Source organism: Comamonas sp. NyZ500, from assembly GCF_016772095.1.
GTDB classification, from domain to species: Bacteria; Pseudomonadota; Gammaproteobacteria; order Burkholderiales; family Burkholderiaceae_C; genus Comamonas; species Comamonas thiooxydans.
This window is the reverse complement of record NZ_JAEIJE010000002.1, coordinates 163,235-187,044: the sequence shown is the minus strand read 5'-3', so window position 1 is coordinate 187,044 and position 23,810 is coordinate 163,235. Positions and strand designations below refer to the sequence as shown.

Genomic DNA, 23,810 nt, shown 5'->3' with positions numbered 1-23,810 from the left:
TGCCAGAGCCTCCCATGCCTGCACCGTGGTTGAGACTGCTTGTCCCCGAACCTGCCTGCCTCAGCGGCTCCCGGGCAGGTCGGCCTCCCGGATCCCTTGCTGCGGCTGCAGCAGCCAGCGGGCCGTGTGGAACTCCGTCACGCTGTCGCGGTGGGCCACCGAAACCAGTGCCCCGCCCCTGCCCTGCACCAGTTGCACCAGCCGGCTGTAGATCTGCGCTTCGGCAGCATTGTCCAGCGCGCTCGTGGCCTCGTCCGCAAACACCCAGGCCGGACGCTTGAGCAGGACCCGCGCCACGGACAGCCGCTGCTGCTCGCCTCCCGACAGGCTGCTGTTCCAGGCCGCCTGGCTGTCCAGCCGCTCCTGCAGCTGCGGCAACTGCGCCTCGCGCAAGACCTGTTTGAGCTCAGCGTCGCTGTAGCTTGCCGCCGGCTCCGGATAGGCCAGGGCATCGCGCAGGCTGCCGTCGGGAAAATAAGGGCGCTGAGGAATGAACATTGCGTCCAGAGGCCGCTTCACCTGACCTCGCGCATAGGGCCAGATGCCAGCAAACGCCCGCAGCAAGGTGGACTTGCCGCTGCCCGAAGGCCCGCTGATCAACAGCCTCTGGCCCGGGCGTATCCGGAGGCTAGCATCCGTCACGATGCGACCGCCTGCGGGCAGGAAAACATCGAGCGCCTGGGTCTGCAACTGGGTAGACGGCACGAGCTGCACACCGGCCTGGCTGTCCTCCTCCTCACGCAGGCTCTCGTCAAATCCCGCCAGACGCGCAGTCGTGGCCCTCCAGGCAGCGATATCGGAGTAGTTGTTGACGATCCAGCTCAGCGAGTCCTGCACCTGATTGAAGGCCGAGCCTATCTGCATGAGCTGACCCAGCTGGATGGTGCCGCTGAAAAAACGCGGTGCCGCAATGATGAAGGGAAAGACCACGGCTGCCTGGCCGAAGAAATTGGTAAACCAACCCAGACTCTTCTGCTTCTTGATCAGGTCCAGATAGTTGCCCAGGGCGTCGCCGAAACGCAGGCCGATCTGAGCACCCTCCACGCGCTCGCCACCGTCCAGGGCGATCGCCTCGGCATGCTCGCGCACGCGGATCATGTGATGGCGGAAGTTGGCCTCCAGTTGCTGCTGGCGGTTGTTGAGTCGGACCTGGGGCTTGCCGATCCAGAAGGTGATCGCGCTGCCGACCAGACAATACAGCACGGCCATCCAGACCATGAAACCGGAAATCTGCAGCTGCCCGCCGCCGAACATGGCCGGCAAACTGACATCGACGACGGAGCTCAGGCTCCACAGAATGCCGACGAAGCTCACAAAGGTGACGACCGCATTCAGCAGCCCCATGGACAGCGACACGGTATAGGTGGTGAACAGATTCAAGTCCTCCTGAATCCGCTGATCGGGGTTGTCGGGGGCCTTGGCATTGCCGTCCACGCCATAGCGCCCCAGCTCCAGCCGGTAGAACGCCTTGGCCGACAGCCAGCGCTGCAACATGTGCTCGGTCAGCCAGCGCCGCCAGTTGAGCTGCAGCAACTGCGTCAGATAGAACTTGTAGACCGCGATGACGATGTACACCAGGGCCAGCCAGAGAAAGCGCCATAGCTGCTGCCAGAACACCTCGGCCTGCTTGTTCTGCAATGCGTCATAGAACACCCGGTTCCATTCATTGATCTGCACCAGCATGAACACCGCGGCGAGATTGAGGCCCACGATGGCGGCCAGCAGCCCCCAGGCCTTCCATTTCTCCTCGGACTGAAAATAGGGCCGGGTCAGCGAAAAGGCCTGGCGCAGCACGCCCGACCGGTTTTTGCGGGACTCAGGTCCCGGGCTCTTGGAAGTCATGCAGGCTTTCGGTGATTCATGAACCGCTGGCGCCACGGCGATGCCGCTGCCAGGCTTCTGAGCACACCCTAAGCCGGCTAACTGAGGCCAGACTTAAATTCCGGCAGCCGACCTGCCCAGCCTTCGAAAGGCATAAAAAAATCCGCTGCCCTTGCGTCAAAGGCAGCGGATGGCGGGCCGGCTCAGTGCCGCCTAGGGCAGCAGATCCAGCGCCTGCAGATAGGCAGGCTGGCGCATCAGGTCGTCCCAGGCCTGGGGTTCGGTGTCGGGCAGCAGCGAGACACGGCGCGATTCGGAGTCGATATCGGGCACCCAGCGGCCGTCGCGCAGCGCGGCATCCATGCCGTCCAGCAACTCGTCCACATGCTCGCCCAAACCCAGGCTCTGGTTGCACAGCAGCACCATGTCGCAGCCCGCATTCAGGGCCGTCAACGCGGCATCGGTGTAGCTGATGAGTGCGCCGTCGATGCGGCGCGCGCCCTCCATGCTCAGATCGTCGCTGAAGATGGCTCCGTCATAGCGCAGACGGGCGCGCAGAATGTCCTTGAGCCATTTCTCGCTGAAGCCCGCCGGGCTCTTGTCCACCTTGGGGTAGATCACATGGGCGGGCATGACGGCCGTGAGCACGCTGGACAGCCAGGGATAGGGAGCGGCGTCTTCGTCGAGAATGGCCGTCAGGCTGCGCTTGTCGACGGGAATGTCCACATGCGAGTCGGCCTTCACAAAGCCGTGACCGGGAAAATGCTTGCCGCAGTTGCCCATGCCGGCCTGCAGCAGACCCTGCATCAGGCTCCTGGCCAGTGTGGCCACCACGCGCGGGTCGCGGTGAAAGCTGCGGTCACCGATGACCGAGGACTCGCCATAGTCCAGATCCAGCACGGGCGTGAAGCTGAAATCCACACCGCAGGCACGCAGCTCCGTGCCCAGCACATAGCCGGCGGCCGTGGCGGCGTTCATGGCCCGCATGGCGCCGCTGCCTTCGCGGTATTTTCGGCCCTTGCCGCCATCATCCATCCACATCTCGCCAAAGGCGCGCATCGGCGGTAGATGCGTGAAGCCATCGGTGCGAAAGCGCTGCACGCGGCCGCCTTCGTGGTCCACGCTGATCAGCAGGTCGGGCTTGACGGCCTTGATATCGGCGCACAGCTGGACCAGCGCGCTGCGATCCTGCCAGTTGCGCTTGAAGAGAATGATGCCGCCCACCAGAGGATGGGCCAGGCGCGCGCGGTCCACATCAGTCAGCGATGTGCCGGCAATATCAATGATCAGAGGTGCATGCATGCTCATGACTTAAAAATTTCCATAGCTGTCAGCGCCTATGTATCAGGCACCAGAGGCTGATTTCATTCTTTTCTTTCGACGACACAAAAGCTGGCTGCGTAGTCGGATTCATCGGTGACGGACAGGTGCGCCGTCAGATTGTTTTTCTCGAACCACTCCTTGAGTTCGCCATGCAGACGAATCGCAGGCTGGCCGCTGGGCAGCTTGATGACTTCGCAATGACGCCAGGTCATGGGCATGACCATGCCCATGCCCACGGCCTTGCTGAACGCCTCCTTGGCCGAAAAGCGCGTGGCCATGTAGCGGATGCCGCGCTCGGGCCAGCGCTCGCTGCGTGCCTTCCAGGTCGCCAGTTCGCCATCGGCCAGAACCTTGCGGGCAAAACGCTCGCCATGCTTTTCCAGGCTTGCGCGTATGCGGCGCACATCGCAGATATCGGTGCCGATGCCGTAAATCATCCATGGCTCCTTATAGAGAAAAAGGCCTTAAACGCTTACCAACAAAGCGCCGGCAGCTATCTTTTCAGGAATTCTTACCTGCCATGCCGGCGTCGATGCAGGCCTGATAGGCCTTGACGGTCTCGGCATAGCCCAGCTCCAGCGCATCGGCAATCAGGGCGTGGCCGATGGAGACTTCGGCCAGACCCGGCACCCGGGCCACAAAGGCGGCCAGATTGTCGCGATTCAGGTCATGGCCGGCATTGATGCCCAGCCCGGCATCCAGCGCGGCCTGCGCGGCCCTGGCATAGGTCTGCAGTTGTTGCTCCTGCTCGGCCTTGCCCCAGTTGGCGGCAAAAGGCTCGGTGTAGAGCTCCACGCGGTCGGCACCGACGGCCTTGGCCGCCGCCATCTGCTCGGGGATGGGGTCCATGAACAGGCTCACGCGCACGCCCAGCGCCTTGCATTCGGCAATCAGCGGCTTGAGGCGTTCGGCATCCTGGGGAAAGCTCCAGCCATGGTCACTGGTGAACTGGTCTTCGCTGTCGGGCACGAAGGTGGCCTGATGCGGACGCGTCTGGCGAATGAAGTCCATCAGATTCTGCGTGGGATTGCCCTCGATATTGAACTCGGCGCCAGGCCAGCTCTTGAGCAGCTCGTGCAGCTCGAAGACATCCTGAGCGCGGATATGACGCTCATCGGGACGCGGGTGGATGGTGATGCCCTGCGCTCCGGCCTCCAGGCAGATCTGCGCCGCACGCGTCACCGAGGGAATGCCCAGATGGCGGGTATTGCGCAGCAGCGCCACCTTGTTGACATTGACCGAAAGCGCGGTGCGAGGGGAGGCAGGGGTATTCATAGCGATTGCAGATCCATCATCAGCTGGCGGGTGCGCAGCATGGTTGAGCCGCAATGGTATTGCAGAAGATGGCGCAATTGCGGCTTCAGGGCCTGGGCCACCTCCGGCTCGGCCAGCGCGTTCAGGGTTCTCGGAAATGGCTGCTCGGCCTGCAGCGCCAGCTCTATGGCTTGCCACTGCTGGCCTCTCAACGCCGCGCGCTCGTAGCCGGCGGCCTGGCGCAGGCCGCCGTCGGCCACCAGGGTGTAACGCAAAACACTGTTGAGCTGGCTGAGCGTTGCGCTTTCCTGCCTCAGATCGGGCAGATGGCCGAGTTCGCGCAGCAGCACCAGCTCGAAGGCGCGCAGCACGGGTTCGATGGCCTCGGTCGTGCCGCCATGCTGACCCGCCAGCACGCGCACCACACCGGCATAGATATCGAACAGCGCCGTATAAGGGTCATCGCGCGCCAGCAGGCGCAGCAGCAACTCGTTCAGATACATGCCCGACCACAGCGCATCGCCCTGGGGCATGACATGGCCGCCCACCCATTCCGCCCCCTTCAGGCTATGAATCTCGGCATTACCCTCTGCTCCCAGCGTGTAGCTGAGCTTGAGCGGCTGCAGCGGCAGCAGCACGGGGCGAAAGTTGGAGGTATGGCGCTTGACGCCCTTGGCCGCAAGCGCCACGCGCCCGCGATGGCGCGTGAACACCTCCAGGATCAGGCTGGATTCGCTCCAGTCGTACTGGTGCAGGATGTATGCGGGCTCGTCGCCGACGCGTTTGGCGCTAGCCATGACTTGCTCCGTACCACAACAAAAATGTGAAGGGGGCGGTTTTGCCGCCGGGCCGCCCCAAGGCAAAACCCGGCCTAAGCCGGGTCAGAACCCCCTCGGGGGGCAGCGAGCACACGCAGTGAGCGAGCGTGGGGGTCAAAAAATTTTACTCGTAGCCGAAGGATTTGACCCGAGCCTCGTCATCAGCCCAGCCGGACTTGACCTTGACCCAGACTTCCAGGAACACCTTGGCATTGAGCAGCTTTTCGAGCTCCTGACGGGTTTCGGTGGAGATGCGCTTGAGGCGCTCGCCGCCTTGGCCGATCACCATGGCCTTGTGACCGTCGCGCTCGACCACGATGGTGGCTGCAATGCGCATGAAGCGACCGAACTTGGGGCTGGGCTCTTCCTCGAACTTGTCGATGACCACCGTCGAGGTATAGGGCAACTCGTCGCCCGTGAAGCGGAACAGCTTCTCGCGCAGAGTCTCGGAAGCCAGGAATTTCTCGCTGCGGTCGGTCAGTTCGTCCTCACCGTAGAACCAGGGCTGCTGCGGCAGGTATTTGGCGCAGATGCCATACATGCGCTCGATGTCCTTTTTGTTCTTGGCCGACATGGGCACGAACTCGGCAAAAGGATGGCGCTCCTGCATGTCGCGCAGCCAGGGGGCGATCTCGGCGCGGCGACCCACGGTGTCGAGCTTGTTGGCGATCAAGAGCGTGGGAATGCCGGGCTTGAACAGGCTCAGCACCTTGGCATCGGCCAGCGTGAAGCTGCCCGCCTCCACCACGAACAGGATCAGGTCCACATCGCCGATAGCGCCCATCACGGTCTTGTTGAGCGACTTGTTCAGAGCGGTGGAATGCTTGGTCTGGAAACCGGGGGTATCGACAAAGACGAACTGGGTCTCGTCCTTGGTGCGGATGCCGGTGATGCGGTGGCGCGTGGTCTGGGCCTTGCGCGACGTGATGGAGATCTTCTGGCCCACCAGCGCGTTCATCAGCGTGGACTTGCCCACATTGGGCTTGCCGACGATGGCGATCAGGCCGCAGCGCTGCTCTTCGGGCGCGTAGACGCGTGCCGGAGCCTCCTCTTCCTGGTCGCGGATAGCCGTCGGCGTGCTGCCGGGCTTGGCAGCGGCCAGCATGGCGCTGATGTAGTCCAGGCTGGGGTCGCGGATATCGGTAGTCACAGACTTGGGGCCTTTCTGGCCCTTGGCTTTTTCTGCACCTGCGGTGCCCGCTATCTTTTTCTTAGCAGCATCGGTCATGGATTTTTGGCTTTCACTTTTTCCAGCAAGGCAGCGGCGGCTGCCTGCTCGCCCATGCGACGGGATGCTCCCGAGCCCTGGGCGCTGATATTCCATTCGGCAATCGTGCACTCGACCTTGAAGGTCTGCTTGTGCGCCGCGCCACTGATTTCCACCACATGGTATTGCGGCAGCTTCATGCGCTTGCCCTGTAGCAATTCCTGCAGTGCGGTCTTGGGGTCTTTGTCGGCCGCACGCATATGGGGGTTGATGTCCACGCCCTCGAAGAGGTGGTGGACGACTTTCTCGCCTGCGGCAAAGCCGGCATCGAGGTAGACGGCACCGATCAGCGCCTCCACGGCATCAGCCAGGATGGAGGGACGCTGCTTGCCGCCGGACTTGGCCTCACCTTCGCCCAGGCGCAGCAGATCGGGCAGCTGCAGCTTCAGCGCAATCTTGTGCAGCGTGCCTTCCTTGACGAGATTGGCCCGAACACGCGAGAGATCGCCTTCGGGCATAGAGGCCAGCTTGGCGTAAAGCAAGCTGGAGATGGCCAGACTGAGCACCGAGTCGCCCAGAAACTCCAGTCGCTCGTTGTTGTCGGCCGAAAAGCTGCGGTGCGTGATGGCACGCTGCAGCAGCGCCGGGTTGGCAAATTGATGTTGCAGCCTTTGCTGCAGAGCGACTAGAGCAGGTTCCACCTGAAAGGTCTATTTCTTGAAACGGTAAACAAGGTAGGCAGGGCCTGCCAGATGAATCTCACGGGAATACTCGAAGCCCACGACGATCTTGTCGTTGACCTTGGTCACGTTCAGATCGTTGCCGGAGATGGACTTGAAATCATCAATGGAGGCCGAACGATCGAAGCTGGCCTTGACTTCGGCAACGGTACTGCCTTCAGCGGCGGCCTTGTTGGCCGCCTTGGTGATGGCCTGGTACTCCAGGAAGACGGGCACCGATTGTGCGCCAATTGCGGCAACTGCCACGATGATGGCCACGAGAAACACCAGGCCGATAAAGGACAGACCACGCTGCCTGGAGCGCAATGCCAGATTTTTCATGCTTTTCCCCTCTCAAGCCGGGCATGTTTCTGCCCGTGTATCCCAGAAAAATGACGAAACGATTGCCGGTGCTCAGTGGAAACGGCCGATACGGCTCAGGTCACCAAAGTTCATCCAGACAAAAAAGGCCTTGCCCACGATGTTCTGGTCGGGCACAAAACCCCAGTAGCGCGAGTCCAGCGAGTTGTCGCGGTTGTCGCCCATCATGAAGTAATGGCCCTCGGGCACCTTGCAGGTCACGCCTTCCACGCTGTAGCGGCAGTTTTCCTTGAAGTCGAAATTGCTCGCCCCCTGGATGAAGGCCGGCACATCGTTGTTGACGATGGCACGGTGCGGCTGCTCGCCCAGAGTTTCCTCGAACTGCTTGAAGTAACGCATCACGTCACGGTCCAGAAAGTCCGGCAGCTCACGGGTGGGCAGCTCCTTGCCGTTGATGCTCAGGCGCTTGTTGATATAGGCCACCTCATCGCCGGGCACGCCCACCACACGCTTGATGTAGTCCAGCGTGGGCTGGGGCGGGTAGCGGAACACCATCACATCGCCGCGCTGGGGCTTGTTGCCTTCGGTGATCTTCTTGTTGATCACGGGCAGGCGGATGCCGTAGGTGAACTTGTTGACCAGGATCAGGTCGCCCACCATCAGCGTCGGGATCATGGAGCCCGAGGGAATCTTGAACGGCTCGAACAGAAAGGAGCGCAGCACGAAGACGATGGCGATCACCGGGAACAGACCGGCGGTCCAATCCAGCCACCAGGGTTGCATGAGGATGCGACCTTTGGCGTCTTCGGAGACTTCGATGTCGGTCTTGGCAATGCCCATGCGGTCCAGCTCGGCGCGGCGCTCGACCGCGGCCTGCTCCAGCGCAGCCGCAGCCGCGCGGCGTCGAGGCCAGAAGTAAAAGCGCTCGGCCAGCCAGTACACCCCGGTCACCACCGTTGCCAGAAACAGCAGCAGTGCGAAGTTGCCCTCGATGGAGCCGGTGTACCAGGCCGCGATATAGCCTACAAAGGCCGCCAGGATGGCGGCCGTGATCCACTGCATGACTTGCATCAATCCTCCACTTGCAGAATGGCCAGGAAGGCTTCCTGCGGCACTTCCACCGAACCGATCTGCTTCATACGCTTCTTGCCGGCCTTCTGCTTTTCGAGCAGCTTGCGCTTACGCGTGATGTCGCCGCCATAGCACTTGGCCAGCACGTTCTTGCGCATGGCCTTGACGGTCTCGCGCGCAATGATGTTGGCGCCGATCGCGGCCTGAATGGCCACATCGAACATCTGGCGGCTGATGATCTCGCGCATCTTGGCCACCACGGCACGGCCGCGGTAAACGGACTGCGAACGGTGCACGATGATGGACAGGGCGTCGACCTTTTCGCCATTGAGCAGAATGTCGACCTTCACCACGTCGGAAGCGCGATATTCCTTGAACTCATAGTCCATGGAGGCGTAGCCGCGCGAGACGCTCTTGAGCTTGTCGAAGAAGTCCAGCACGATTTCGCCCAAAGGCATCTCGTAGGTCAGCATGACCTGACGGCCGTGGTATTGCATATTCATCTGCACGCCACGCTTCTGGTTGGCCAGCGTCATCACCGGACCCACATAGTCTTGCGGCATATAGAGGTGCACGGTCACGATGGGCTCACGGATCTCCTGGATGCGGCCGATGTCGGGCATCTTGGAAGGATTTTCCACATCGATCAGCTCGCCATCGCCCTTGATCACCTGGTAGACCACGCTGGGTGCCGTGGTGATCAGGTCCTGGTCGAACTCACGCTCCAGGCGCTCCTGCACGATTTCCATGTGCAGCAGGCCCAGAAAGCCGCAGCGGAAGCCAAAGCCCAGAGCCTGCGAGACTTCGGGCTCGAACTGCAGCGCCGCATCGTTGAGCTGCAGCTTTTCCAGCGCATCACGCAACTGGTCGTATTCAGAGGCTTCGGTGGGGTACAGACCCGCGAAAACCTGGGGCTTGACTTCCTTGAAGCCCGGCAGAGGCTTCTCGGCAGGACCCAGGTTGTTGGGCAGCTTTTTTTCCAGCGTGATGGTGTCGCCCACCTTGGCGGCCTTCAGCTCCTTGATGCCGGCAATGATGTAGCCCACCTCGCCGGCCCTGAGCATGTCGCGCGGCTGGTTGGCCGGGGTGAACACGCCGATGTTGTTGGCTTCGTAGGCAGCGCCGCTGGCCATCATCTTGAAGCGCTCGTTCTTCTTGAGCTCGCCATCGACCACGCGCACCAGCATCACGACGCCCACATAGGGGTCGAACCAGCTGTCCACGATCATGGCACGCAGCGGGCCATCGGGATTGCCCTTGGGGGCCGGCACCTTGGCCACGATGGCTTCCAGGATCTCGTCGATGCCCATGCCGGTCTTGGCCGAGCAGGGAATGGCATCGCTGGCATCGATACCGATCACGTCCTCGATCTCGGCCTTGGCGTTCTCGGGATCGGCCTGGGGCAGGTCCATCTTGTTGAGGACGGCGAATACCTCCACGCCCAGGTCCAGCGCGGTGTAGCAGTTGGCCACGGTCTGGGCTTCCACGCCCTGGGAGGCATCGACCACCAACAGGCCGCCTTCGCAGGCCGACAGCGAGCGCGAGACTTCGTAGGAAAAGTCCACGTGGCCAGGGGTGTCGATCAGGTTCAGGTTGTAGACCTTGCCGTCCTTGGCCTTGTACTGCAGGGCAGCGGTCTGGGCCTTGATGGTGATGCCGCGCTCTTTCTCGATGTCCATCGAGTCCAGCACCTGGGCTTCCATATCGCGGTCGGCAAGGCCTCCGCAGCGCTGGATCAGGCGGTCCGCCAGAGTGGACTTGCCATGGTCAATGTGCGCAATGATGGAGAAATTACGGATGTGATTCATCAACGAGAAAGACAGCTTTGGAATTGAAAAAAGTGGCCTGCAGCAGCAAGAAAAAAGGGCGCGTCCCTCAAGCGGCGCGCCCTTAACCAACAATCTCTGGCAACTGCGATAGTTGGGACTTTATTGTAGGCAAAACTGGCCGCAAGCCAAGACCCAGCAAGGCTTGACAAGTTTCGGTTTGTGATTTTCGAATTCATTTATCCACAAATTATCCACAAACCAGAAAACACCGTTTAGCCATCAGCAGCCGGAGATTGCAAAGGCTTTTGCACCGCTTGAAAACCGCCTGTCAGCGTGATTTTTTGCGTCCAACCACCATGCATTTGCGTGGGATTCTACCCAATGGCATAGGGGCACTGACAGGCTGAGGGCTTGTTGTCATTTCAGATCACGAAATGGCAACAAGCCCATGCAGGCTTTTCGCCACATTTATTTGGCAGAGCGAATCAGCACATACTGCGCCCAGTCACCACGGCGCACCAGCACATTGACGGGTTTGGACTTGTCGGCCTTGGCCCAGGCAGCCTCGAAGCTCTTGAGATCGGAGACTTCCGCATTCGCCAATTGCAGAATCACATCGCCTTCACGCAGGCCGGCGCGGGCTGCGGCATCCACCGCAGCCGACACGCGCACGCCGCCCTTGATGGCCAGCTCCTTCTTCTGTGCAGACGTCAGCTCGCTCAGCGTCAGGCCCAGAGCCTTGTTCTCCAGCGTACCGGATGGAGTCTTGCCTGCACCACTGTTGCCTGCCTTGGTCTTGGCAGATTCGTCGGAAGGTACTTCGGCAATCACCATGCTCAGCTCCTTGAGCTTGCCGCGGCGCAGCACGGTAATGGTGCTCTTGGTGCCGGGCTTGGTATTGCCCACGAGACGCGGCAGATCGGAGACCTTCTCGATGGCCTTGCCATCGAACTTGGTGATCACGTCGCCCGCCTCCACACCGGCCTTGGCCGCGGGAGAGTCCGGCTCGACGGCCGACACCAGAGCGCCTTCTGGCTTGCCAAGGCCGATGGACTCTGCCACGTCCTTGGTCACGGGGCCGATCTGCACGCCGATACGACCGCGCGTGACCTTGCCGGTGGCACGCAGCTGATCGCTGACACGGATCGCTTCATCCACGGGAATTGCAAAGCTGATGCCCATGAAGCCGCCCGAGCGCGAGTAGATCTGGCTGTTGATCCCCACCACCTCGCCACGCATATTGATCAGCGGGCCGCCCGAGTTGCCTGGATTGATGGCCACATCGGTCTGAATGAAGGGCAGATAGTCACCGGTATCGCGCTGCTTGGCAGAGACAATGCCGGCTGTGACCGAATTTTCGAGTCCGAAGGGCGAGCCAATCGCCATGACCCACTCGCCCACGCGCAGCTTGCTCACATCGCCGATCTTGACTGCGGGAAGCCCTTTGGCATCGATCTTGACCACGGCCACATCGGTGCGCTTGTCCGCGCCGACTATTTTTGCCTTGAACTCGCGCTTGTCGGTCAGCGTGACAATGACTTCATCGGCACCATCGACCACATGGGCATTGGTCATCACATAGCCGTCAGCCGTGAGGATGAAGCCCGATCCCACGCCACGTGGCTGCTCTTCCTCGGACTGACCGCCCTTGGGCGAGCGCTGACGCGGCACATTGGGCACGGGAAGGCCGAAGCGGCGGAAGAACTCCAGCATGTCTTCATCCATGCCCAGAGCTTCGGCGCTGTTGTTCGAGACCTTCTCCAGCGTACGGATGTTGACCACCGAAGGCCCGACCTGATCGACAAGATCCGTGAAGTCCGGCAGCCCGCGCGCCGTTGCAGCACTTTGGGCATGAGCAGCTGTAACCGGCAGCATACCTCCTGCGGCCAGGGCCGCGATCGCCATCGAACTGGCAATGGCTGTAGCCGAAACACGGGATTTGAGCGTCATCCAGGATGGTGTGCGCATCGTTTTTATTCCTTGTTCGAGTCGTCGGACAGAACGGGTCGCCAAATCAGACCCATGAGAGAAAACAGGTGAGAGCATTGAAGCGCATTCTGGCAAAAGCCGCCATCAACTGAAAGCGCTCCGGCCCGTGAAATCGGGCACAGATCAAACAGTATCTGCACCCAACAGATCCTAAATCAATAGCTTCGCACGCAAGCTGCATAAAGCTTAGACCTGAAAACCATGCGTTTCAGGCCTAAGACTGCTGTGCGCAGAAGCATCAATGGCGGGTAGCCGTGGCAAAGCTTGCATTGCGCAAAAAGCTGGCAGGCATCTGCAGATTGGGCGCGCTGCTTTGCTGAGGGTGAGAAGCCAGCAACTCGTCCAGACGCGGATCACGCAGCATCACGGTCTGGCCGTTGGGGCCAGCAACTGCCACCACGGTGGAAGACTGGGCTTCCGAACCCAGGGGCATGGCCGTCTCTTCACCGCCCGAAACGGGCTGGCTCAATCCTAGCGGTGCGGCAGGCGCGGCGGCCACCACGGCATTCGGGCTGAGAGCAGCGAGCTGCGCCCCACCCTGGCGGCCGTACAGCCCCCCCGAACCTGCGAGCATGACCCCCCAGCCAACGGCGGCCACGGCAGCAACCGAAGCAAAGCCGGCTGCCATTTTCCAGCGAAAGACCGATGCATTGGCCGCCTGACGGGCAGGCAGGCTGACCACGGTTGCGCCATTGCCCAGCGCCTGCCCACGTTCCTCGGCAGCTGTGATCTGCTCCAAACCGCCCAAGCTCAATGAACTGGCCGCATCTGCGGTCACACCGGGCAGATGAATGCCACGGATCGGCTCACGCTCCATATGGGCGCGCACGCCGCTCAAAATATCGTGCTGACTGTGATGGGCCAGCTCCGGAGAACGCAGCACATCGCCAATCAGGTGGTACATGGCCCAGGACTGCTGGCCTTCGTCGCTTTCCGCATAGGAGAGCACGGCCTGCATCTGGACCGAGGAAGCCTCGCCATCCACCAGTGCCGACAACTGTTCCTGCTTGATCAGATCGTCATTCATGAAGTTCACCTGCTCGTCTTGCCTGTACTACCAACGCTTTCCACCCTGGCGCTCCAGCAAGGGCTTGACCCTGGCCGAAATCGCCTCGCGTGCCCGAAAGATGCGCGAGCGCACCGTGCCTATGGGACAGTCCATCGCCTGCGCGATTTCCTCATAGCTGAGCCCCTCGATTTCGCGCAGCGTGACCGCCTGACGCAAATCCTCGGGCAAAGCCTCCATGGCGGCATTGACGGCTTCGGCAATTTCACGCGCCGCCAACACTGTTTCCGGGGTTTCCTGAGTCGTTAGTTCCTGTCTGTGAACAGAAGTTTCATCCTCATCGTCCCCAGTGTGTAACGCGCTCTCGGTCATCACCGGCGAGCGATGCATTTCCATCAAGGCCTTCTTGGCCGTATTGACGGCAATGCGGTACAGCCAGGTGTAGAACTGGGCCTCACCGCGGAACTGGTGCAAGGCCTTGTAGGCGCGGATGAAGGTTTCCTGCGTGATGTCAGGCACCAGATCGACATCGCGCACCATGCGGCCCACCAGACGTTCGATGCGACGCTGGTACTTGATGACCAGAAGCTCAAAAGCCCGTGTGTCGCCAGCATTGGCTCGTTCGACCAAAGCCAGATCGCTGTCGGCAGAGGGAGTGGGAAAATCGGGAGGTGTCATGAAAGGCCAAGCGGCGTGCTGCCATAACCGGCGAGGGCCTAGCCCTGCTCTGCCAGCGGCACGATGGAGGAATATACCGCACGCCGCAAGTCTCCCCATTGCTCGGGGCTGTGTCGTTGAGACAGGAAAATCCATAGCAGCTTGCGCCTGCCGCCCCTGGTCCTGAACACCAGAACATCCGAAACGCTGAGCCAAAGCCAGTGGCCAGCATCAAGCCCCACCGCCAGCCGCACAGGCAGTGACCGAGCGGTTGACAGGTTTTCGGCTTCCAGCAACCAGTGCTCGCCATTCCAGAGCAGACGTCCTTGCGGCCAGTTGCGCCACTGTCCGCAAAGCAGCACTGCGGCCAGGATCAAGGCCGGCAAAGCCAGCAGCACCTGCAACCAGCCCGACTGGACTTGCAGGCACCAGACCAGCAGAGCCATCAGCAAGACCATCCCGGTCAGCAGCAGCAGTCCTCCGGCGCAGCCAGGCCGGACAAAGACATAGGCAACGGCGGGAGCATGGTAGCGAGCACTCATGGGCCGACCATGTGCGAAAACCCGGCTGCAGCAAAGCTAGGGAAAGCACGATCAAGCCGCACATAGAACAAAGCCCGCAAGGCCAGGGCCTGTGCGGGCTGTGCAGAAGCTGCTCGAAGCGACTTAGACGCGCTTGAAGACCAGCGTGCCGTTGGTGCCACCGAAACCGAAGTTGTTCTTCACGGCAACTTCCAGCTTGGCGTCACGCGCCGTATTGGCGCAATAGTCCAGATCGCACTCGGGATCCTGGTTGATCAGATTGATGGTCGGAGGAATCTTCTGGTCGTGCAGCGCCATCACGGTGAAAACGCTCTCGATACCACCAGCACCACCCAGCAGGTGACCCGTCATGGACTTGGTCGAGCTGACCACCAGATTCTTCTTCGCAAACTCGCCCATGGCCGCCTTGATGGCATTGGATTCATTCGCATCGCCCAGAGGCGTGGAAGTGCCGTGCGCATTCAGGTAGTTGACCTGATCCTGGTTCACACCGGCATTGCGCAAAGCGTTGAGCATGGCACGGCGAGGGCCGTCCATATTGGGTGCGGTCATGTGACCGGCGTCGGCACTCATGCCAAAGCCTGCCAGCTCCGCGTAAATCTTGGCGCCGCGGGCCTTGGCGTGTTCGTACTCTTCGAGCACCAGCACACCGGCACCTTCGCCGAGCACAAAGCCGTCACGGTCCTTGTCCCAGGGACGCGATGCAGCCTTGGGGTCGTCGTTGCGCGTTGACAGCGCACGCATGGCAGCAAAGCCGCCCACACCCAGAGGCGAAACAGTGGCTTCCGTGCCACCGGCCACGACGATGTCTGCATCGCCGTATTCGATCATGCGTCCGGCTTCGCCGATGCAGTGCAGGCCTGTGGTGCAGGCTGTCACTATCGACAGATTCGGCCCCTTGAAGCCAAATCGCATGGACACATGCCCTGCCACCATATTGATGATGGAAGCAGGCACGAAGAACGGCGTGATGCGGCGAGGACCGCGGGCAGCCAGTTCTGCGTGAGTGTTCTCGATCAGCGGCAGGCCGCCAATGCCCGAGCCGATCACGCAGGCAATGCGTGTGGCCAGGTCTTCGGACAGGGCTTCACCTGTGGGCAGGCCTGCGTCCAGAACGGCTTGCTCCGCAGCCGCGATGCCGTAATGAATGAAGGTATCCATGGAGCGCGCATCCTTGGCGCTCATGTATTTCTCCACATCAAATCCCTTGACCTCACCTGCAATCTTGCAGGAGAAGTTCGACGCATCGAACTTGGTGATGAGGTCAATACCGGACTGGCCGGCCAAAAGATTGGCCCAGGCTTCGCCCACCGTGTTACCCACGGGGGAGATGCAGCCCAGACCGGTCACGACAACGCGACGACGGCTCATGCGTTCAAACCTTTAACTGATCGCTGAAAAAAGACCTTAGGCCTTTTGGTGGGTATTGGCGTAGTCGATGGCGTTTTGCACCGTCGTGATCTTCTCTGCGTCTTCGTCAGGGATCTCGATGCCGAATTCATCTTCCAGGGCCATCACCAGTTCCACTGTGTCCAGGGAGTCAGCGCCCAGGTCAGCCACGAAGGCCTTTTCGTTGGTCACTTGGGACTCTTCAACGCCGAGTTGTTCGGCAATGATTTTTTTGACACGTGCTTCGATATCGCTCATGGTTTCCCTCAGGGGGTTGTGAATGAACCCGCGATTCTAGCCGTTTCGGGAGAAGCCCCTTGGCGGCTGGCCGTCGCGAGGAAACGGCCACTGAACTTGCAAAAGTGTTCAGCTTCTGGCAGCAAGTGCGGCAAACACCGTGCAAACTGCCGAAATTTCTTACATGTACATGCCGCCGTTGACGTGCAGTTCCTGCCCCGTCACATAGCCGGCACCGGCAGAAGCCAGATAGGCCACGGCATGCGCGATGTCGCTGGGCTGACCCAGATCACCCATGGCGATCTGTGCCTTGAGCGCAGCCTTTTGCGCCTCTGGCAGATCTGCCGTCATGTCCGTGGCGATGAAGCCCGGAGCTACACAGTTCACGGTGATGCCGCGACTGCCCAGCTCCTTGGCCAGAGCACGGGTCATGCCAGCCACGCCTGCCTTGGCGGCAGCGTAATTGGCCTGACCGGCATTGCCCGAGGCACCAACCACGCTGGTGATGCTGATGATGCGGCCGAAACGCTGCTTCATCATGGGACGAATAGCCGCACGGCTGACTCGGAAAACAGCCTTCAGATTGGTGTCGGTGACGGCATCCCAATCGTCATCCTTCATGCGCATCGCCAGGGTATCGCGGGTAATGCCTGCGTTATTGACCAGCACATGCAGGCCGCCGTCGTTCTTGACGATGGAGTCGATCAGGGCATCCACGGCAGCGCCGTCGGTCACGTTCAGCGTGACACCACGGCCGCCGAAGGCGGACAGAGCCTGGCTGATCTTTTCGGCACCAGCATCCGATGTGGCCGTGCCAATCACTTGATAGCCCTTGGAGGCCAGCTCCTGCGCGATGGCGGCACCAATGCCACGGGTGGCACCGGTGACCAGGGCAACCTGGGGCTTGGTCTGGTTATCAGTCATGCGAGCAATTCTTTCACGTCAGCCAGGGTGGCTGTATCAAACAGGGGAACACCCGTCAGGTCGGCGTCAATACGCTTGACCATGCCGGCCAGCACCTTGCCGGGTCCACATTCCACGATATGGGTCACGCCGCGAGCCTTGATGGCCTGCACGCACTCCACCCAGCGCACCGGACCAAAGGCCTGACGATACAGGGCATCGCGAATCGCATCAGCGTCCGCCTGGACGGTGACGTCGATATTGTTGATGACGGGAATCAGGGGAGTAGCCAGCGTCAGCTCGGCCAGCGCGGCCTTGAGCTTTTCTGCAGCAGGCTTCATCAGGCTGGAGTGAAAAGGTGCGGAGACCGGCAGAGGCAGGGCGCGCTTGGCACCGGCCGCCTTGACCGCTTCACAGGCCCTCTCCACGGCCAGCTTGCTACCGGCGATCACTGTCTGACCGGGATCGTTGAAGTTCACGGCTTCCACCACTTCAGCACCGCCCAGCTGAGCCGTCACTTCGGCGCAGACCGCCTTGACCTTTTCGGCATCCAGGGCCAGCACGGCCGCCATGCCACCCGTGCCAACGGGCACGGCATCCTGCATGGCCGCGGCACGCAGACGCACCAGCGGAGCGGCCTGAGCCAGCGTCAGCACGCCGGAAGCGACCAGCGCCGAGTATTCACCCAGGGAGTGACCGGCCACGGCATCCGGCAGTGCACCGCCTTCTGCCTGCCAGACACGCCAGGCCGCAACACCGGCAACCAGCATCACGGGCTGGGTATTGGTGGTCAGCGCCAGAGCTTCCTTCGGGCCTTGCTTGATCAGCAGACCCACATCCTCGCCCAGAGCCTCGGAGGCTTCGGCCACGGTCTGAGCCACGACGGGATGATCCCCCCAGCCATCCAGCATGCCCACGGACTGCGAACCCTGGCCAGGAAATACAAATGCGAATTTCTTCATATTTCTTAGTATAAAAATTGCCTGAAACGCTTATTTATATAGCGTCTACAGCTACATCTTGAGGAGCACCGCACCCCAGGTGAAGCCACCGCCTACCCCTTCGAGCAGCACGGTCTGGCCTTTTTTGACCTGTCCGCTGCGCACGCCATGATCGAGTGCCAGAGGAATCGAAGCCGCCGAGGTGTTGCCATGCTGATCGACGGTCACCACCACCTTGTCCATGGACAGCTTGAGCTTGCGCGCCGTGCTTTGCATGATGCGGATATTGGCCTGGTGCGGGATCAGCCAATCGATGTCGGCATCCGTCAGACCCGCTTTTTCCAGCGCGGAGCGAGCCGCCTTGTCCAGCACGCTCACTGCCAGCTTGAAGACAGCCTGACCGTCCATCTTGAGCAAGGGATCGCCCAGCACATTGCCGCCGGAGACATTGCCCGGTACGCAGAGAATGCCCACATGGCTGCCATCGGCATGCAGCTCGGTAGCCAGAATGCCAGGCTCGTCGGAAGCCTCCAGCACCACGGCGCCTGCGCCATCACCGAACAGCACGCAGGTCGTGCGGTCGTTGAAATCCAGGATACGGCTGAAGACTTCGGAGCCCACCACCAGCACGCGCTTGGCAGCGCCGGTCTGGATCATGGAATCGGCCACCGTCAGGGCATAGACGAAACCGCTGCACACGGCCTGCACATCGAAGGCCGGGCAGCCATTGCTGATGCCCAGCTTGTGCTGCAGGATGGCGGCCGTCGAGGGAAACACCATGTCCGGAGTGGACGTGGCGACAATGATCAGATCGATGTCCGAAGCCTCGATGCCTGCGGCCTCGATGGCCTTGCGGCTGGCCTCAAGAGCCAGGTCGCTGCTGGTCACATCGGGCTCGGCGAAGTGGCGGGCACGAATGCCGGTGCGTTCGACGATCCACTCGTCCGAGGTTTCCAGGCCGCGCTGAGCCAGCTCGGCTGCGAGGTCGTTATTGGTCAGGCGGCGGGGCGGCAGGTAACTGCCGGTGCCAATGATGCGTGCGTAGCGTCTCATGTCTTCTATCAGGGCGCCGAAGTTCCAGATTCCGTCTGCGCTGCCAGCAGCAAAGGTGCGGCAGCAGCAATACGGCTGCGGACACGGTCAAGCAGGTTGTTGCGTGCCGCATCATACGCGCGGTTCAAAGCATGCTCGAATGCCATTGCATCAGCCGAGCCATGGCTTTTGAAGACCAGCCCGCGCAGACCCAGCAAGGCAGCGCCGTTGTAACGACGATGATCAACACGCTTCATAAGCGCAGATAACACCGGATAGGCAATGATGGCGGCAATCTTGGTGAAGATGTTGCGTTTGAACTCTTCCTTGAGAATCCCCGAGATCATCGAGGCAACCCCCTCGGTGGTCTTGAGTGCAACGTTACCAACGAAACCATCACACACGACAATGTCCACCACACCCTTGAAGGTGTCGTTGCCTTCCACATTTCCGTAGAAATTGAGGTTGCCCGCATCGCCTGCAGTGCGCAGCAGCTCGCCGGCACGCTTGATGACTTCGCTGCCCTTGATCAGCTCTTCACCGATATTGAGCAGGCCGACACTGGGCGCCTCCGTATTCTTGAGCGCAGACACCAGGGCCGAGCCCATGACCGCAAACTGCAGCAGATGTTCTGCCGTGCAGTCCACATTGGCCCCCAGATCCAGCATGGTGGTGTCACTACCCTTGGCGTTGGGCAAACCAAAGGCAATGGCCGGACGGTCAATGCCTTCCAGAGTCTTGAGCAGATAGCGCGAGATTGCCATCAGCGCCCCGGTATTGCCCGCCGACACTGCAGCCTGAGCCGCACCATTCTTGACCTGCTGCACGGCCACGCGCATGGACGAGTCCTTTTTCTTGCGCAGAGCTATTTCCACGGGATCATCCATGCTCACCACCTCCGTGGCGGGAACAAGGGTCACGCGCTCATGCTTGAAGCCGGCCAACTCCTCGGCCTTGCCGACCAGCAGCAGATGCGCATCGGGGTGTGAATTCAGAAACTGACGGCACGCGGCCAGCGTGACGCGGGGGCCATGATCGCCCCCCATGCAGTCAACAGCCAAATTAATCATGGGCGACTGACAAATCCAATTAGGCTTGGGATGATGAATTGAAGGATCCGAGGACCACAACAGAAGCTATTTGCAAAACCAGCATTGAGATTTTGCAGCCATACCCGTCATGACAGGCTTTGCAAATATCTCCCATAAAAACAAAAGCCTGTTGCTACAAAAAATGTAGCAACAGGCTTTGCGAATGCAGTCGTCGCTTAGGCTTCGGACTTGTTCTTCAGCACTTGACGGCCACGGTACACGCCGTTGGGGCTGATGTGGTGGCGCAGGTGTGTCTCGCCGGTAGTGGCTTCGACAGCGATGCCAGGCACATTCAGTGCGTTGTGCGAACGGTGCATGCCGCGCTTGGAGGGAGACTTCTTGTTTTGCTGAACAGCCATGATGGCTCCTGTGTATCTTGAAAGGGTTGGTAACACGACTCACACAGCAAGACCGGGCAAAAAACTCTGCCTTTCGACGCCCCCACCGAGAGTGAGAGTGCGCCCTTGTCCGTGCAAGTCCTAAAAAAACGCGATCAGCCCATTAAAGACACGAGGGGGTTTCGCGCGAAGCTCACGATTATAGCGCAAACGCTTTTCGCGGCCCAGGCAAAATCAAATCCCCACCGTGCCATGGGATGGATCAGTCGGCAGACTTGCCTACATTGAGAGATTGCAGCACGGCAAAAGGGTTTTCCTTTTGCTCGTTGGCCTGCTCGAAGGCGTCATCGCTGACCTCCAGCTTGACGGGTACCGGGCAGACCTCATGGCGAGGCACTACAGGCACTTCCATCAGCAACTCGTCCTCGATCAACTCCAGCAGATTGAACTCGCTGCTCAATGCCAGCACATCCTCATCGCTGTCGTCATCTTCCAGTTCTGCCGTCGCTTCGTCCGGAACGAAGCGAAATGACCGATCCACGTAAAGGGGAATATCGGCCTCGGTAAGGCAGCGCTGGCAGGTCAGCGGCAAAGCCACCTCGGCACTCAGGTGCAGCCACACATGGCCGCTGCCACCTTTTTGCTCCACCAGCTCGCCTTCGGCTTCCCAGCGCACCAGAGGCTGCTCGCCGGTAATCGCCAACGCATCGGCCGCCAGACGCTTGAAGTCCGACAATGGTGCCTGACCATGCAAATGACCTTCAGCCTGCGCGAAAGCACGCACATCCAGCCGGGTCGCAGAAAAATCCTTGCTCATGCAGCCAGTGTAAGAGAATCCCGCAATGCCCGACTTATTGATTGCCGGACGACTTGAGCGTCCATTGATTCTTGGCTCCACCTCGCGCTACCGCCGTGAGCTGCTCAGCCGCCTGCAACTGCCGTTCGAGACGGTGTCTCCTGAAGTGGATGAAACCCCGCTCAGCGGCGAAACACCTCACGATCTGAGTCTGCGTCTGGCCATAGCCAAGGCACAGGCCGTGGCCCGGTTGCACCCCGGCGCCATCGTGATCGGCTCCGACCAGGTGCCCGAGCTCGATGGCCAGCCCCTGTCCAAGCCCGGCACCCACGAGCGCGCCACCGAACAGCTGCGCCAGATGAGCGGCCGCCAGATGAATTTCCACACCGGCGTCTGCGTGAGCTGTGCCGAAACCGGCTTCACGGAATCCAGCGTGGTCACGGTGCAAGTGCGCTTTCGTGAACTGAGCGATGTCGAGATCGAGCGCTATCTGCGCGCCGAGCAACCCTATGACTGCGCAGGCTCGGCCAAGAGCGAAGGCCTGGGCATCGCCCTGCTGGATGCCATCATCAGCGACGACCCCACGGCACTGATAGGCCTGCCGCTGATCCGCACCTGCCAGTTGCTGCGTGCCGCAGGAGTGGTTCTGCCATGAGCGAAACACCGAAAAGCAAAGCAGGCACCCTTTATCTGGTACCCGCTCCACTCGATTTCGGCTGCGAAAGCCAGACCGCATTGACCGAGGTGCTGCCCGAGGGCACGCTGCGCCGCGCCGCCTCTCTGACTCACTGGATCAGCGAAAACGCAAAGACCGCACGCGCCTATCTCAAGCGCATCGACGCCTTGTTCCCGCTGGCTGCTCCGCTGCAGGCCCAGAACATTGTCGAGTTGCCCCGCGAAGCCCACAAAAAAGGCGACCATGGCAACAAGGGCGCGGCCGTCTTCGACCCCAAGCCCCTGCTGGCAGCGGCCCTGGCCGGACAGGACATGGGTTTGATCAGCGAGGCGGGCATGCCCGCCGTGGCCGACCCCGGCAGCTCCATCGTGCGTGCCGCCCATGACCTGGGCATTCGCGTCGTGCCGCTGACGGGACCGGTGTCGCTGCTGCTGGGCCTGGCGGCCAGCGGCCTCAACGGCCAGAATTTCGCCTTTGTCGGCTATGTGCCTCAGGATGGCTCCGAACGCACGACCCGCATCAAGGAGCTGGAGAGCCTGGCCCTGCGCCAAGGCCAGACCCAGCAGTTCATCGAGACGCCTTACCGCAATGCCTCCCTCTGGCAGGCATTGCTGCAAACCTTGCAACCCAATACCAGACTGGCCCTGGCCAGCGGATTGACGCTGGAGACAGCACGCATCGAAAGCCATCTGGTGCGCGAATGGCGCCAGCGCAATACCCCGCCCGACAACCGCACGCCGGTGGTGTTCGCCATAGGCCGCTGAGCGCCTGAAATCAAAAAAAGCCTGCTGCATTGGCCGCAGGCTTTTTTGATAGCTACCGGCGCTTATCTGGCAAAGGGTTAGGGGCTTTTTGATGCCTTATCAGCGAATGCTGGGCACCAGGCCACGCATGGCTTTGACCGAGCCCTCGCCGATGGCGGCGCCAAAGCGCTTGGCCAGGCGCTCGGCCACGTTGTCGCGGCGGGTGTAGTCTATGACTTCCTCGGCCTTGACCACCTCACGCGCCACATAGTCGAGGCTGCCCAGCTTGTCGGCCAGACCCAGCTCCACGGCCTGCTGACCAGTCCAGAACAGTCCGCTGAACATTTCGGGGGCCTCATGCAGGCGGTCGCCACGACCGGCCTTGACCACGCCGATGAACTGCTGGTGAATCTGCTCCAGCATCTGCAGCGCAAATTCCTTTTGCTGCGCCGACATGGGGCTGAACGGATCGAGAAAGCCCTTGTTCTCACCGGCCGTCAGCAGGCGGCGCTCCACGCCGACCTTGTCCATCACGCCCGTAAAGCCAAAGCCGTCCATGAGCACGCCGATGCTACCCACGATGCTGGCCTTGTCGACGAAGATCTCATCGGCCGCCGCCGCAATGTAGTAGGCCGCCGAGGCGCAGGATTCCTCGACCACCGCATACAGAGGCTTGTTGTACTTGGCCTTGAGACGCGTCATCTCGTCGTTGATGATGCCTGCCTGCACGGGGCTGCCGCCGGGCGAGTTGATCAGCAGCACCACGGCGCGCGAGCCCGAATCTTCAAAGGCGCTGCGCATGGCAGCCACCACGAATTCGGCACTGGCGTCCGCTCCCGAGGCGATCTCGCCCTTGATCTCCACCACCGCGGTATGGGGCGAGGTGCTGGTCTTGGTGGCCGTATCCTTGAAGAACACCGCCCACAGCACCAGCAGCACCACCACGGACCACAGCAGACGGCTGAAAAAGCGCCAGCGCCTTGCCGCCCGCTGCTCCTTGATGGAGGCGAACACCAGCTTTTCCAGCACATCGCGCTCCCAGCCCCCGTTCCCGGAGGCCTTGGCCGCAGCGGCGGGCGCCTCAGCGGACGCAGCAGACGCCTTGGACCAAAGGTCCGCGCCCGGCGTCACATGCGACTGGGAATCATGGTTGTCAGGAGTACTCAT

At 61.1% G+C, this 23,810-nt stretch carries 25 protein-coding genes; 2 read left to right on the top strand and 23 right to left on the bottom strand.

From position 1 onward, the window contains the following. Positions 1-60: 60 nt before the first annotated feature. The 22 genes from JAO85_RS04420 to JAO85_RS04315 form a co-directional block, all read right to left on the bottom strand. Positions 61-1,842 (bottom strand): ABC transporter ATP-binding protein/permease, encoded by a 1,782-nt coding sequence (locus tag JAO85_RS04420; RefSeq protein WP_202787586.1) that lies wholly within the window; start codon positions 1,840-1,842, stop codon positions 61-63. Positions 1,843-2,034: 192 nt separating this feature from the next. Further along, a complete protein-coding gene (gene nagZ / locus JAO85_RS04415) occupies positions 2,035-3,129 on the bottom strand; it encodes a beta-N-acetylhexosaminidase (RefSeq protein WP_202787585.1) in 1,095 nt (364 codons plus the stop codon). 56 nt (positions 3,130-3,185) lie between these two features. After that, positions 3,186-3,581, bottom strand: coding sequence for a holo-ACP synthase (acpS, locus tag JAO85_RS04410; RefSeq protein WP_003064212.1), 396 nt, complete (start codon positions 3,579-3,581; stop codon positions 3,186-3,188). A 64-nt stretch (positions 3,582-3,645) separates the two neighbouring features. Then, positions 3,646-4,419, bottom strand: a complete 774-nt coding sequence (locus JAO85_RS04405; RefSeq protein ID WP_039049959.1) for a pyridoxine 5'-phosphate synthase — start codon at positions 4,417-4,419, stop codon at positions 3,646-3,648. Next, positions 4,416-5,195 carry a DNA repair protein RecO gene (recO, locus tag JAO85_RS04400; protein WP_039049960.1) on the bottom strand — a complete coding sequence of 260 codons (780 nt, stop codon included), beginning with the start codon at positions 5,193-5,195 and terminating at the stop codon, positions 4,416-4,418. Before recO ends, JAO85_RS04405 begins: the two co-directional genes overlap by 4 nt. Before the next feature lie 145 nt (positions 5,196-5,340). Further along, positions 5,341-6,444 (bottom strand): GTPase Era, encoded by a 1,104-nt coding sequence (gene era / locus JAO85_RS04395; protein ID WP_202787584.1) that lies wholly within the window; start codon positions 6,442-6,444, stop codon positions 5,341-5,343. Next, positions 6,441-7,124 (bottom strand): ribonuclease III, encoded by a 684-nt coding sequence (rnc, locus tag JAO85_RS04390; protein ID WP_003057967.1) that lies wholly within the window; start codon positions 7,122-7,124, stop codon positions 6,441-6,443. Before rnc ends, era begins: the two co-directional genes overlap by 4 nt. Before the next feature lie 9 nt (positions 7,125-7,133). Beyond that, positions 7,134-7,484, bottom strand: coding sequence for a DUF4845 domain-containing protein (locus JAO85_RS04385; RefSeq protein ID WP_003057968.1), 351 nt, complete (start codon positions 7,482-7,484; stop codon positions 7,134-7,136). Between the two features lie 72 nt (positions 7,485-7,556). Next, a complete protein-coding gene (lepB, locus tag JAO85_RS04380) occupies positions 7,557-8,534 on the bottom strand; it encodes a signal peptidase I (RefSeq protein WP_003064198.1) in 978 nt (325 codons plus the stop codon). Beyond that, the gene (gene lepA / locus JAO85_RS04375; RefSeq protein ID WP_003064195.1) at positions 8,534-10,342 is read right to left on the bottom strand and encodes a translation elongation factor 4; all 1,809 of its coding nucleotides are present in this window, start codon (positions 10,340-10,342) and stop codon (positions 8,534-8,536) included. The genes lepB and lepA overlap by 1 nt, the downstream gene beginning before the upstream one ends. Before the next feature lie 429 nt (positions 10,343-10,771). Continuing rightward, positions 10,772-12,271 carry a DegQ family serine endoprotease gene (locus JAO85_RS04370; RefSeq protein WP_202787583.1) on the bottom strand — a complete coding sequence of 500 codons (1,500 nt, stop codon included), beginning with the start codon at positions 12,269-12,271 and terminating at the stop codon, positions 10,772-10,774. Between the two features lie 259 nt (positions 12,272-12,530). Continuing rightward, entirely contained in the window at positions 12,531-13,319 is a 789-nt protein-coding gene (locus JAO85_RS04365; RefSeq protein WP_039049987.1) for a sigma-E factor negative regulatory protein, read from the bottom strand. A 27-nt stretch (positions 13,320-13,346) separates the two neighbouring features. After that, complete coding sequence (gene rpoE / locus JAO85_RS04360; protein ID WP_003064186.1) at positions 13,347-13,976, bottom strand: RNA polymerase sigma factor RpoE; 630 nt, start codon at positions 13,974-13,976, stop codon at positions 13,347-13,349. Positions 13,977-14,014: 38 nt separating this feature from the next. Then, on the bottom strand, positions 14,015-14,497 hold the full coding sequence (locus JAO85_RS04355) for a hypothetical protein (RefSeq protein WP_202787582.1): 483 nt from the start codon (positions 14,495-14,497) through the stop codon (positions 14,015-14,017). Positions 14,498-14,620: 123 nt separating this feature from the next. Then, positions 14,621-15,868: a beta-ketoacyl-ACP synthase II gene (gene fabF, locus JAO85_RS04350; protein WP_003057981.1), complete on the bottom strand. Its 1,248-nt coding sequence runs from the start codon at positions 15,866-15,868 to the stop codon at positions 14,621-14,623. Between the two features lie 36 nt (positions 15,869-15,904). Continuing rightward, entirely contained in the window at positions 15,905-16,144 is a 240-nt protein-coding gene (gene acpP, locus JAO85_RS04345; RefSeq protein ID WP_003058049.1) for an acyl carrier protein, read from the bottom strand. Positions 16,145-16,303: 159 nt separating this feature from the next. Then, complete coding sequence (fabG, locus tag JAO85_RS04340; protein ID WP_003058052.1) at positions 16,304-17,047, bottom strand: 3-oxoacyl-ACP reductase FabG; 744 nt, start codon at positions 17,045-17,047, stop codon at positions 16,304-16,306. Then, the gene (fabD, locus tag JAO85_RS04335; RefSeq protein ID WP_039049962.1) at positions 17,044-17,988 is read right to left on the bottom strand and encodes an ACP S-malonyltransferase; all 945 of its coding nucleotides are present in this window, start codon (positions 17,986-17,988) and stop codon (positions 17,044-17,046) included. The genes fabG and fabD overlap by 4 nt, the downstream gene beginning before the upstream one ends. Before the next feature lie 51 nt (positions 17,989-18,039). After that, positions 18,040-19,020, bottom strand: coding sequence for a beta-ketoacyl-ACP synthase III (locus JAO85_RS04330; protein WP_003064176.1), 981 nt, complete (start codon positions 19,018-19,020; stop codon positions 18,040-18,042). Positions 19,021-19,028: 8 nt separating this feature from the next. Next, positions 19,029-20,069, bottom strand: a complete 1,041-nt coding sequence (gene plsX, locus JAO85_RS04325; protein ID WP_034361823.1) for a phosphate acyltransferase PlsX — start codon at positions 20,067-20,069, stop codon at positions 19,029-19,031. Positions 20,070-20,266: 197 nt separating this feature from the next. After that, positions 20,267-20,449: a 50S ribosomal protein L32 gene (gene rpmF / locus JAO85_RS04320; RefSeq protein WP_003058062.1), complete on the bottom strand. Its 183-nt coding sequence runs from the start codon at positions 20,447-20,449 to the stop codon at positions 20,267-20,269. Positions 20,450-20,690: 241 nt separating this feature from the next. Continuing rightward, complete coding sequence (locus JAO85_RS04315) at positions 20,691-21,245, bottom strand: DUF177 domain-containing protein (protein WP_003064170.1); 555 nt, start codon at positions 21,243-21,245, stop codon at positions 20,691-20,693. Positions 21,246-21,270: 25 nt separating this feature from the next. Here JAO85_RS04315 and JAO85_RS04310 point away from each other — a divergent pair, with 25 nt between their 5' ends. Together JAO85_RS04310 and JAO85_RS04305 are read left to right on the top strand one after the other, a co-directional pair. Next, complete coding sequence (locus JAO85_RS04310) at positions 21,271-21,879, top strand: Maf family nucleotide pyrophosphatase (protein WP_202787581.1); 609 nt, start codon at positions 21,271-21,273, stop codon at positions 21,877-21,879. After that, the gene (locus tag JAO85_RS04305; protein WP_202787580.1) at positions 21,876-22,664 is read left to right on the top strand and encodes an SAM-dependent methyltransferase; all 789 of its coding nucleotides are present in this window, start codon (positions 21,876-21,878) and stop codon (positions 22,662-22,664) included. Before JAO85_RS04310 ends, JAO85_RS04305 begins: the two co-directional genes overlap by 4 nt. 99 nt (positions 22,665-22,763) lie before the next feature. Here JAO85_RS04305 and JAO85_RS04300 read toward each other — a convergent pair whose 3' ends face one another. After that, entirely contained in the window at positions 22,764-23,810 is a 1,047-nt protein-coding gene (locus JAO85_RS04300) for a S49 family peptidase (RefSeq protein WP_202787579.1), read from the bottom strand.